The following is a 12,055-nucleotide window of genomic DNA, read 5'->3' as shown; positions in this document are numbered from 1 at the left end:
GCCACCTGTAGATCGCCGCCTATGAATCGCGAGATGGCCGACCCGGCCCTGACGCAGTCGCTTTGGCTTCGCTTAGCTGCGCCACTGCATCGAGATGCTGGATGAGTGCGCGGGCGTCCACTTCGCCTTGAACACGGGCACGTGGCAACTCCTCTCCATGAGCGAAAAATAGCAATCCCGGCGGGCCGAACAGGTCGTAATGCTCGAGCAGCCGGCGGCTGGCAGGTGCGTCCCGAGTCACGTCGGCTCGAATCAGCGTGAACCCTGCCAGACGCTGGGCGACGGCTGGCCGAGGAAAGACATCGCGTTCCATGACCTTGCACGAGATGCACCAGTCGGCGCTGACGTTGACCATGGCCGGGCGCCCGGCCCGGTCCGCCGCCGCCAGGGCGGCCTCGAGCTGGTCAAGGTTGCTGACGGTCTCGAAGCGCGGCGCCGCGTCCGGCGACGATGTGGACACGGCGGCCGGCAATGGCCTCAGGGGATCGCTGCCGCCCTGAGCCGCGCCCCATACCATCGCCACGCCCCACACCAGCAGCACCCACCCCGCCGTCTGACGTATCAGCGACCCGCCGCGAAATCTGCCCGCGGGCGCGGCATCGGGCGCTGAACTGGACCCTAGCGCGGCATCGGACGTCGAAAGGGACCCTAGCGCGGCATCGGGCGCCGAAAAGAATCGTGGCGCTGGGCGAGGTCGCAGCGGACCCAGCGCCAGCGCGCAGCCCAATGTCAGCATGCCCCACAGCAACAATGCGACCGGCCCCGGCACGATGCGTTCGACCAGCCAGACCGCCACGCCCAGCAGCATCACCCCGAACAGCGCCTTGACGCCAGTCATCCAGCCGCCGGCGCGCGGCAGCCACTGGGCGCCGAACGTACCCGCCGCGACCAGTGGCGCACCCATGCCCAGCCCGAGCGCAAGCAGCGCCATGGCGCCACCCAGGGCGTCACCGGTCGTCGAGATAAACACCAGTGCGCCGGCCAGCGGCGCGGACACGCAGGGCGAGACCACCAGCACCGACAGCGCTCCCGCCGAGGCCAAACCCAGCGGGCCACTGCGCTGTAGTCGGGATTGCCAGGCATCGACGCGCTGGTTGAGGCCATTGGGCAGGCGTAGATCGAAAAGGCCGAACATGGCTGCGGCGAACAGCGCGAACAGCAGCGCGAGCGGGACCAGTACCCAGGCCGACTGCAGCCGCGCCTGCAGGTTGAGCGAGGCGCCGAACAGACCCATCAGCGTTCCGAGGAGCATGAAGGTCGCCGCCATGCCTGTGACGTAGCTCAGCGACAGCGTCAGTGCCCGTCGCCGCCGGGCGTTCTGGCCGATGATGATCGAGGTCAGGATTGGCAGCATCGGCAGCACGCAGGGCGTGAACGTCAGCCCCAGGCCGGCGAGAAAGAAGAGTCCCAGCGTACTCGGGTCAATACCGGCGCGAAGCAGTGACTGAAACTGCCCGTCGGCGCTGGCCGAAGAGAGCGGTTCGACGTCACCCGCCAATGTCATCGAGGCGCTTGTCATCGAGGCGCTTGGCATCGTCTCGACCGTCTCGGCAGCCGGGTTGGAGAGCGCCTGACTCGTCTCCCGTGTCGAGAAGGGATCGTTGGCCGTGTCTGCTTCCGACGTGCCGATCGGCGACGCCATGGCTTCACTGCTGGCATCACGATAGGCCGCTGGCGCAGGCCCCGGTCTGGCGGTCAGCCTCCAGTGCTCTGGCGGGTAGCACAGACCCGCGTCGGCACAGCCCTGGAAGGATAGCGTGATCGAAATCGGCTGGTTCGGATTCCGCTGTTCCTGCCCGGTCAGCGGCGCGCTGATCTCTACCTGATCGTAGAAGACATGAACATCGCCCAGATATTGATCGTGCTTGAACTGACCGGAGGGGGCTTCGAGGGGGCCGAGCGTGATCTCCGGCTGATCACTCTCGAGCGCCAGGCGCTGACGGTAGAGATAGTAGCCGGGCTGGTTGCGGATGCCGATGTAAACGCGTTTGGAATCACGCCAGGCGTAGGCGTGAAAGGCCTCGTCGACCGGCAGGAATTCGGCGGCGTTTTCGCTCCGAAACGGAGAGTCGCCAGCGGCGGAAAACACGTCCTCGGCTCGGGCAGGGCCGAGCGCTGCCATCAGGCAGCAACCAAGCGTCAGAATCAACGAGTATAAACGCGACTTCAAAACAGAGATTTCCCGGCGACGATGAAAATACGGATCTGCGGTTGACTGACATTCGGTCTCATGACGACGACCTTGATGCCCCGCCGTGGCAACGGCCCCCTGCTATGAACCTGCAGCCGGGAAAAAGTGCCATGGACGCTTCCGGTAGCCCTCTGCGCAGGGCCACGGCACGCGACGTCAGGGCATGCGACGTTACGGCTCGCCACATTGGAGCGGACGGCGAAACGGTGAAAGGCCGAGCTGCAAAAGCCGGCGCTGTGAAGCTCGTCGCTGCGAAACACCGGGCGGCTAAATAAAGCCCTGCAGCGAGAGAGGGTACAGCGAAAGGCGGACTGCGTGTGGCGGCGAGCATGATAGGATAGGCTCATCGTTTTCCCAACTCTGCTTCCTTCGACTCAGGTTCTCTTGACGGGTTACCCACGTCGGCATTCGCAACCTCAGCAATGACAAGGATCGTCCATGGCTCTGTTTCGCAAGAAGGCGCCGCTATCGCGCACCGAGGTCCTCGAAACCCCCCAGTACGGCTGGATCTGGAAGCCACTGGTGGCGCTGGTCGTCATCTATCTGCTGGCCTGTATCGTGCTGGGCATCTGGTGGAGCTGGACGCCGTCGCCGACCGACCCTAAACAGGCGGTCGAGCAGCAGCGGGGTTTCCCGCAGAGCGTGGATACTCGCGGTGGCGATGAGCCGCAGTCGCCGGCGCCCGGCGAAACGCTGCTGGCCAGCAATATCGCGATCATCGATACGCTGCTCGACAAATCGGGCGGATATCTACGCAACGATGTCATGCCGCCTGGGCTATGGCTCGACAACATGCCCAATTGGGAAAAGGGCGTGACCCAGCAGGTCCATGATGCGGTAGCGTCACTGGGCTCGGCGCTGGACGTCGGCAGTGCTCCGCTGGGAGAGGCCAACGACGAGCTTTCCGGCGATCTCGACAGTTGGCGCTGGCCGGCTTCGGAGAATGTGCTGCGATCCGCCCGCAACAATCTCGGCGAGGCCTTCACGGCGCTGGAAAACGCCTCCGGACAGCACGGGGCGAATCAGGGCGCATCGAATCAGGCAACGTCAGGTCAGGGTTCGTCGGGCCAGGGTGCATCGGATCAGGGTACGTCGGATCAGAGCGCGTCGGGTCAGGATTCGTCGGATCAGGGGGGATCAGGTCAGGATTCATCGGGTCAGGGGGCCGTTGCCGATACTGCATCACCGGACGCGCCCGATGCCTCCGCCCTGCGCGAGTGGCTGGCGCAGGTGGAGAAGCGTCTGCAGACGCAGACCCAACAGCTTGCCGCCAATGTCGGTCAGTCGCCCAGCGGCGATCAGCAGAACGACAGCACGCCCTGGCTGCGGATCGACGACGTGTTCTTCGAAGCAAGAGGGGCGACGTGGGCGCTGGCCCAGCTGATGCGGGCGGCCAGGATCGACTATGCCGATGCGATCGAGGACAGCGGTGCCGGCGCTGATTTCGACCAGTTGATCGCGGAGCTGGAAAGCTCGCAGGGGCGGGTCTGGAGTCCGGTGATTCTGAACGGATCGGGCTTTGGGCTGTTCGCCAACCACTCATTGATGATGGCGAACTATACGGTGCGGGCATCGCAGCTCGTCGAGAAGATTCGCAACCAGCTCTGATCGTTCCGCTGGCGTCAGAATCCAACCCGGACGACGTCACAACGCCAAACGCCGCCCCGGCTTGTCACCGGGGCGGCGTTTTTACGTGATGCAGCGAGTGATGCTCTACGCTTCGGCGTCATCGTTCTCGTAAGCGGCAACGGCTTTCTCGATCGCCCGGCGGGCCGCCTCGGCGCCATCCCAGGAGTCGATCTTGACCCATTTGCCTTTCTCGAGATCCTTGTAGTTCTCGAAGAAATGGGCGATCTGCTGACGCAGCAGTTCGGGCAGATCGGTGACCTCGTGCACGTCGTCGTAGAGTGCGGACAGTTTTTCATGGGGAACGCAGACCAGCTTGGCATCTTCGCCCGCTTCGTCCGACATGTTGAGCACGCCGACCGGCCGCGCACGAATCACGCAACCCGGCTGCACCGGGTATGGAGTCACGACCAGCGCATCCAGCGGATCGCCGTCGTCGGCCAGCGTATTCGGAATGAAACCGTAGTTGGCCGGGTAGAACATCGGCGTGGCCATGAAGCGGTCGACCACCAGCGCGTCCATCTCCTTGTCGATCTCATACTTGATTGGCACGTGGTTGGCGGGGATTTCGATCGCCACGTACACGTCGTTGGGGAGATCCTTCCCGGCGGGAATCTTGTCGAAACTCATTGTTGAGTCCTTGCGGTTTGCAGGTTGAACGCCAGCGGGCGAAAATCCGGAGAATTATACGAACAGGCTAGTCCGATTACCAATCCGGACGCCGGCCCGATTCCCCGACGACGCCTCGGCATCGACGCCGTCGGGGCTGTGTCCGAGATTGCCTGATGACTCGCCGTTCGTCGATCCATGGGGAGAAAGTCCTTGTCGAAAAGCTCGCTGTCATTGACCTATGGTCAAGCCTTCGTCGCGCCGGATCTACATCGCCATCGCAGTTCGATGTCGGTGCAGATTCCCCAGGGCGAGCAACTGATCTCCAAGGGGGGCTGCGCGCTGATCAGCGACTCCACCTGGCGCAATTCGATCGCCAAGCAGGCCGGCGATCTCAGCGTGCGGGGCTTTTTGGCAGACTACTACTCGACGCCCGACCACTGGGATGTCAAAACGTCGGCGACCCGCGTGCTGCGGGCCCTGAACAGCTGGTGCCACAGCCAGAGCGGCTACATCGAAGGGGGCAGTTACATCTGTTCGCTGTCGGCGATGATCTTTCATCAGCACGACGCGCATCTCTTCCATATGGGCGATACCCTGGTCTACCGCATCCGGGGCGCGGAGTTCGAGCAGCTGACGCGGGACCACGTTACCGATCTGGGCGGTTATCGCTACCCCTCGCGGGCGCTGGGGATGGATGGGCACGTCGATATCGACTACTCCAGCTTCGCGCTCAAGCAGGGCGACCTGTTCCTGTTCATGACCCAGGCCGTTCGTGGCACGCTGGTGCCGTCCGAGTACGTGCAGCTGATTCGTGCCGATGTCAGCGATCTCGACGCCGCCTGCGAACGGCTGGCGGAGGCGGCCAATCAACGCGCCATCGAGCGGGGCTACAACGCCAACCAGTTCTGTTTCCAGCTGGTGCGGGTAGACCGCCTCTCGGAAGACGAGACCGACGAGCAGCCCCGTGTCTTCCATCACCTGCCGGTGCCGCCGGAACTCGCCAAGGGCGAGCGCTTCGATGGTCTGGAGGTCGTGAACATATTGTCGCGCACCGCCAAGGCGCGGCTCTATCACGTGCGCGATATTCGCAGCGGTCGCGACATGGTGATGAAGGCGCCGAGCCCGGAACTGTCGACGCGCAACGTCTATCTCGAGCATTTCAGTCTGCAGCAGTGGGTGGTCGAGCGTGTCAACTCGCCGTTCGTGGTCAAGGTGATGGAGCCGGCTCGGACACGCCGTTATCTCTACTACCTGATGAGCTACGTCGATGGCGAGACGTTGACCGAGTGGCTCGGGAAACATCCGCAAGCGAGCCTGGAACAGCGCCTCGAGATCGCGCGTCAGCTGGTCAAGGCGGTACAGGCGCTGCACCGTCACGATGTGCTGCATCAGCATATCCATCCCGACAATATCCTGATCGACCGGCATGGCAGTCTGCTGCTGACGAATTTCGGTGCCTGCCACAAGCGTGAGGGCGACGCTCAGGGCGAAGCCCGCGAGCTGGCGCGGCAGATCGGGCTGACCGAACACAGTGCACCGGAGTATGCGCTGGATACCGAAGTCGGCCGCCGCAGCGATCAGTACTCGTTGGCCTCGACGATCTACTGGATGCTTACCGGTCATCTGCCTTATACCCTGCTGCCGAACCACCTGCGCAGTCATACCGACCTGGAGCAGATGACCTATCGCCGTGCGCAACTCAGCAACTCGGCGATCAGCAGCGATCTTGACGATGCCTTCAGACGCTCGCTCGATCCGCTACGGGCGCTGCGATTTCGGCGTATCTCCGAGTTTGCCTATCATCTGCGCCCGGCGCCCAAGCACGAGGACGACAGCCCCCGCCCCCCATGGCGAGAGCCGGCTAGCGTGTGGCAGGCGATCGCTACCGTGCTGCTTTTCCTGCTGATTCTGTCGTGGTGGCTGAAGTAGCGCTTCGGCAGCCGGGTTGATCCCGAGACGAGGAGGGCTGACATGGGTAGGGCGAGTCAGTGGGCACAAATGAAGAGGGCGCCGTAATGGCGCCCTCGAGGGTTATATCCAAGGTTACAGCCAAGGTTGCAACTAGAGTGCAGGGCGATCCTCGTTCTGCGACTACATGCCCAGCCAGTTCGGCAGGCCGAGCGAGATGAAGGGCACGTAGGTCACCAGCAGCAGGAAGCCGAGCAGCAGGAACAGCCAGGGCGTTGCCGCACGGATCGTGCGCGTCAGTGGCATGCCGGTCACCGCGGAAGCCACGAACAGGTTGAGCCCCACCGGCGGTGTCACCAGACCGATCTCCATGTTGACCACCATGATGATGCCGAAGTGAATCGGATCGATACCGAGCTGTGAAGCTACCGGAAACAGGATCGGCGCCAGAATCAGGATGATCGCCGAAGGCTCCATGAACGACCCCGCCACCAGCAGCACGATATTCACCACCAGCAGGAAAGTGATCGGCGAGAAACCCTGCTCGACGACCCACGCCGTGATCGTCTGCGGAATCTGCTCCGTGGTCAGCACGTGGGCGAACAGCATCGCGTTGGCGATGATGAACATCAGCACCACCGACAGCTTGGCCGCATCGAGCAGTACGCCAGGGCACTGCTTGATGGTGATGTCCCGATAGACGAACAGCGCCACGAAGCCGGCGTAGACCGCTGCCACGGCGGCGGCTTCGGTGGGCGTGAAGAAGCCGCCGTAGATGCCGCCCAGCACGATCACGATGGTCAGAAGCCCCCAGATCGCCTTGCGGGCCGTGGCCAGGAACTCACCGACCGAGGGGCGTGGCAGGGCGGGCATCTTCTTGACCCGGGCAATGATATAGATCGCCACCATCAGGATCAGGCCCAGCAGCAGCCCGGGCACAATACCCGCGACGAAGATCTTGCCGACCGAGCTTTCGGTCACCGTGGCGTAGACCACCATCACGATCGACGGCGGAATCAGGATGCCCAGCGTGCCGGCGTTACAGACGATGCCGGTGGCGAAATCCTTGGTGTAGCCGGATCGCGCCATCCCGGCAATGACGACAGAGCCCACGGCGGCGACCGTCGCCGGAGATGAACCCGAGAGCGCCGCGAACAGCACGCAGGAGAGTACCGAGGCGATCGCCAGACCACCGCGGATATGGCCGACGCAGGCGTTGGCGAAATTGATCAGCCGTCTCGCCACGCCACCGCTGGTCATGAAGGCCCCGGCGAGGATGAAGAACGGGATCGCCAGCAGCGTGTAGTGCTCGGAGGTCTCGAACAGCTTGATCGCCAGCGAGCTCAATGAATCCTGGCTGAACAGTAGAATCGTCAACGAACTGGCGATGCCCAGCGAGAATGCGATCGGCACGTTGAGGAAGAGCAGGCCGAAAAGCACCACGAACAGGAAGGCGATGGTCATGTCGGCTTCTCCTCGGTACCGGCTTCATCCTGAAGCTTCAACGCATCGGTGGATTCATTGCTGAGTTCCATGGTGATCTGCTGACCGCGCAGCATTCGCACCAGGACTTCGATCAGGCGTATCAGCACCAGGGTGAAGCCGATCGGCACGATGATCGTGATGTGCCACTGCAGGACGCCGTAACTGTCGAGGTCCTCGGCACCGATACCGGCGCGCATGAGCGCCTGCACCCAGGTGTAGCTGGAGATGGCAAACAGGGCCGTGTAAGCGATACAGATCAGGCACGTCAGAATGCCGACGCCGCGTCGTGCGCGTTCCGGCAGCAGTCTGACGATCAGGTCGACCCCGATATTGGCGCCGATCCGCACGATATAGGCCATGCCCAGGAAGATCAGCCAGGCGAAGCACGCCTTGGTCAAGGCGATGCTCCAGGTCATTTCCTGAGCGAGATCGATGATGAAATCACCGATCGCGAAGAGCGGCGTTTCCGCGAACGGGAACCAGTCCGCCGCATCGTAGAAAACGGTATAGAGGTTGTTGACCATCACGTAGCTGAAGGTCACCAGGGTCATGAGGGCGAGGAGGAAGGCCACCAGGCCCTCCTCCAGATGCGCCCAGGCACGCAGGAAACGTGTCATGGTCGGCTCGGTTACTGAGTGGTTTCGGACTGGCTGGTGTCGGACTCGTTGGCGCTTTCGGCAGCCTTGATCAGGTCTTCGCCGATGTCACCCTGGAACTTCTTCCACACCGGGCGAACCGCTTCGCGCCAGTCTTCACGCTGCTCGGGCGTCAGCTGAATGATCTCGCTGGTACCGGCATCGATGATCGACTGCTTGGCTTGCTGGTTGAGGTCGTAGGCCTGCTTGTTCACCTTCTGGGTGACGTCGGCGAGAATATCTTCCAGCTGGCTGCGAATATCATCCGGCAGGCCGTTCCAGAACTCGGCGTTGGTGATTACCATATAGTCGATGATGCCGTGGTTGGACTCGGTGATGTACGGCTGCACCTCGTGCATCTTCTGGCTGTAGATGTTCGACCAGGTATTTTCCTGACCGTTGACCACGCCGGTCTGCAACGCCTGATAGACCTCGCCGAAACTCATCTTGCGGGGGACGGCGCGCAGTTCCTTGAACTGTTCGTCGAGTACGTCGGATGCCTGCACGCGGAACTTGAGGCCGCGAGCATCCTTGGGCTCACGCAGCGGCTTGTTGGCAGAGAGCTGCTTCATGCCATTGTGCCAGTAGGCCAGGCCCTGGATGTTGCGATCCTGCATCGAGTCGAGCAGGCCCTGCCCGTCGTCGGAGTGCTGGAAACGGTCGACGGCGTTGATGTCGTCGAACAAAAACGGCAGGTCATAAAGCTGAAGGCTGGGGCTGTACTGCTCGAACTTGGCAAGCGAAGGCGCCAGCATTTGCACGTCGCCCAGCAGCAGCGCTTCCATCTCCTTGCCATCGCCATAGAGCGAGGAATTGGGATAGACCTCGACCTTGACGCGATCGCCCAGCTTCTCTTTCACTTCCTCGGCGAACATTTTCGCGCCCTGGCCCTTGGGCGTGTTTTCGGCCACGACGTGGGAGAACTTGATGACGATGGGATCCTGCGCCTGAGCGCTAGCGACGCCACCCATCAGGATGGCAACCCCGATCACGCCAACCACTGTTTTTGGATTGATGAGAGACATGGCATTTCACTCCTGGGTTTGTTCTGTCGTCTTGGCGTCTCTGGTGACGCCTTATGGGTAATGCCATGCGGAGTATGCGGAGAATTAGTGGAACTCGTATATTCAACCTTCGGTGGGACTCGAGAGATTGGAGACGAAAGGAGAAGGGTTATATTTTGGTTTAAAAAGTTTAAAAAGTCGGGGCAACGTTATTCGATAATGTCGGAATAGATGATATTTCGAAATGATAAAAATCAATTAATTCAGTAGCTAAAGAGATTTTTGCAACGATTATCGGGCGGTTTTGGCAGGGTTTTCGTCGACATAAATCCGATACCAATCGGCGGCAGCGAATCGAGACCTTTCTGCCAGGTTGCATCGACGAGAAGATGCAACGTGACAGAAGTTAACTTTCTTTCCTGGCGCCGACCAGGCGGTTTGGCTCTGTCGATCGGCGGCCGAAGTGGAACGGCCGGACCGGTGCGTCCATGGGGGTCTTCAATCCCGCTTGGCGCTGGCCATCAGCCGACGGGCCCGCGCCATGACCGGCGCGTCGATCATCTGGCCATCGACCTGGCCGGCGCCGGCGTCCTGCTCGGCCGCCTCGATCACCCGCGTCGCCCAGGCCAGCTGATCGGCAGTCGGCAGGAAGGTCTGATTGACGACCGCCACCTGACGCGGATGGATGCAGAGCATGCCCGCGAAGCCCATCTCGACCGCGCGCCTGGCGGCACGTTCGACCACGCCCATGTCGCGGAATTCGGGATGAACGGTGTCGATCGGCGGTGCAAGTCCGGCCAGACGCGACTGCAGGACGATCTGATAGCGCGCCTGATTCAGCATCCAGTCCCCGCCTTCGCTATTCGGCTCGATGCCCAGATCCAGTCCCAGATCCAGCGCGCCGAAGCTCAGTTGAATGACGCCTGGCGCCTGGGCCAGCTCGGGCAGCGCCTGCAATCCTCTGGCGCTTTCGATCAGCGGCATCAGCGCGACGCCGTGGGCGCCAGCCTCGGCCAGGGCGTCGACATTCTCTGCCTTTGGCACCACGAGGCCGGCGATACCTGCCTGATTCCGGCAAAGCGCCAGGTCCTCGGCAAAATCCTTGGTGTCGGCCGCGTTGATCCGTACCCAGACCGCGCCGTCCGGTGCGCCTTCGAGAAACGCGCTCAGCGCCCGACGTGCCTCGGGTTTGGCCTCCGGCGCCACCGCATCTTCCAGATCGACGATCACGATGTCGGCCCCGCTGGCCAGCGCCTTGGGAATGCGCTCGGGGCGGTTGGCCGGTACGAACAGCGCGGAGCGGGGCGGCGTGGGGGAGATCATGGGCGCTTTCCTTGCTTGATCGAAGGGGATGAAAAGGGAATCGAGTCAACGGACACGGTCAAATCGTACCGGCCTGGCGCAGCGTATTCACGTCTTCCTCGGCATAGCCCAGCTGCTTCAGAATGGCATCGCTATGTTCGCCGAGGGCGGGCACGGCATCCATGCGCGGCTCGTACGCCATGTTGCGTCCGGGCGGCAGCGCGGCCGGCACCATTCCGCCGGGCGTCATGACGTCGCGCCACCGCTCTCGGGCCGCCAACTGCGGATGGTTCCACACGCCGGCCATATCGTTGACGTGCGCGTTGGCGATCTGGGCGTTTTCCAGTCGCGCTATCACCTGCTCCGCGGTGAGTTCGGCGAAGACGGCTTCGATCAACGCGCGGAGAGCGCCTCGATTTTCGGAGCGCTTGAAGTTGGCATCGAAGCGTTCGTCCGTAGCCAGGGCCGGCTGCTCCATGACCTTCTCGCAGAACAGCTGCCACTCGCGCTCGTTCTGCAGGCCGAGCATGACCGTACCGCCGCCCCCTGAGGGGAAGGGGCCGTAGGGATAGATCGTGGAGTGGGACGCGCCAGCGCGAGGCGGCGGTGTCGCGCCTTCGAAGGCGTAATACATCGGGTAACCCATCCACTCGACCAGACTCTCCAGCATCGAGACGTCGATATGCGAGCCTTCGCCAGTCCGCCCGCGAAGCAGCAAAGCCGACAGAATATTGCTGTAGGCGTACATCCCGGCGGCGATATCGGCAACCGAGCAGCCCGCCTTGGCCATGGCATCCGGTTCGGGGCCGCCGGTGACGGAGAGAAAACCTGCCTCGCTCTGGATCAGCAGATCGTAGGCTTTCTTGGTCTCGTAGGGCCCGCCTTCGCCGTAGCCGGAGATGTCGCACACGATCAGCTTGGGGAAGCGCGCGTGCAATGTGTCGAAGCCGAGTCCCATGCGAGCGGCGGCGCCCGGTGCCAGGTTCTGCACCAGCACGTCCGCCTCGCCGAGCAAATTGTCGAGAATCGGCGCGGCCGCCTCGTGCTTGAGATTGAGCGTCAGGCTCTCCTTCGAGCGATTGGTCCAGATGAAATGCGAGGAGAGACCGTGGACACGTTCATCGTAGCCACGGGCGAAGTCGCCGACGCCGGGGCGTTCGATCTTGATCACCCTGGCACCCTGATCGGCAAGCTGCCGCGTACAGAACGGGGCGGCGATGGCATGCTCGAGGCTGACCACGGTAAGGCCATCCAGCGGACGAGGGGCTTGAGCAGTCATGACAGATCCTGTT

9 protein-coding genes are annotated in these 12,055 nt (G+C 62.6%); 2 read left to right on the top strand and 7 right to left on the bottom strand.

Going from position 1 to position 12,055, the window contains the following annotated elements; all coding sequences use genetic code 11:
• Positions 1–19 precede the first annotated feature (19 nt).
• On the bottom strand, positions 20–2,170 hold the full coding sequence (dsbD, locus tag DOM58_RS13435) for a protein-disulfide reductase DsbD (protein ID WP_245392272.1): 2,151 nt from the start codon (positions 2,168–2,170) through the stop codon (positions 20–22).
• 459 nt (positions 2,171–2,629) lie between these two features.
• On the opposite strand from dsbD, the gene DOM58_RS13430 reads away from it, so the two are divergent.
• Positions 2,630–3,799: a DUF2333 family protein gene (locus DOM58_RS13430; protein WP_110693259.1), complete on the top strand. Its 1,170-nt coding sequence runs from the start codon at positions 2,630–2,632 to the stop codon at positions 3,797–3,799.
• A gap of 105 nt (positions 3,800–3,904) precedes the next feature.
• Here DOM58_RS13430 and ppa read toward each other — a convergent pair whose 3' ends face one another.
• On the bottom strand, positions 3,905–4,447 hold the full coding sequence (gene ppa / locus DOM58_RS13425) for an inorganic diphosphatase (RefSeq protein ID WP_110693258.1): 543 nt from the start codon (positions 4,445–4,447) through the stop codon (positions 3,905–3,907).
• Between the two features lie 192 nt (positions 4,448–4,639).
• Here ppa and DOM58_RS13420 point away from each other — a divergent pair, with 192 nt between their 5' ends.
• Complete coding sequence (locus tag DOM58_RS13420) at positions 4,640–6,358, top strand: bifunctional protein-serine/threonine kinase/phosphatase (protein WP_110693257.1); 1,719 nt, start codon at positions 4,640–4,642, stop codon at positions 6,356–6,358.
• 162 nt (positions 6,359–6,520) lie between these two features.
• On the opposite strand, the gene DOM58_RS13415 is transcribed toward DOM58_RS13420, so the two are convergent.
• The 5 genes from DOM58_RS13415 to DOM58_RS13395 form a co-directional block, all read right to left on the bottom strand.
• Entirely contained in the window at positions 6,521–7,801 is a 1,281-nt protein-coding gene (locus tag DOM58_RS13415; protein WP_110693256.1) for a TRAP transporter large permease, read from the bottom strand.
• Positions 7,798–8,439 (bottom strand): TRAP transporter small permease, encoded by a 642-nt coding sequence (locus DOM58_RS13410; RefSeq protein ID WP_110693255.1) that lies wholly within the window; start codon positions 8,437–8,439, stop codon positions 7,798–7,800. Before DOM58_RS13410 ends, DOM58_RS13415 begins: the two co-directional genes overlap by 4 nt.
• Before the next feature lie 11 nt (positions 8,440–8,450).
• Complete coding sequence (locus DOM58_RS13405) at positions 8,451–9,428, bottom strand: TRAP transporter substrate-binding protein (RefSeq protein WP_075562152.1); 978 nt, start codon at positions 9,426–9,428, stop codon at positions 8,451–8,453.
• 531 nt (positions 9,429–9,959) lie between these two features.
• A complete protein-coding gene (locus DOM58_RS13400) occupies positions 9,960–10,784 on the bottom strand; it encodes an HpcH/HpaI aldolase/citrate lyase family protein (RefSeq protein ID WP_223162186.1) in 825 nt (274 codons plus the stop codon).
• A 58-nt stretch (positions 10,785–10,842) separates the two neighbouring features.
• Positions 10,843–12,042, bottom strand: coding sequence for a CaiB/BaiF CoA transferase family protein (locus DOM58_RS13395; protein WP_110693253.1), 1,200 nt, complete (start codon positions 12,040–12,042; stop codon positions 10,843–10,845).
• Between the last annotated feature and the right edge of the window lie 13 nt (positions 12,043–12,055).

It is taken from the genome of Salinicola halophyticus (genome assembly GCF_003206695.1).
Taxonomy (GTDB): Bacteria; Pseudomonadota; Gammaproteobacteria; order Pseudomonadales; family Halomonadaceae; genus Salinicola; species Salinicola halophyticus.
This window is presented reverse-complemented; position numbering and strand designations above follow the sequence as displayed.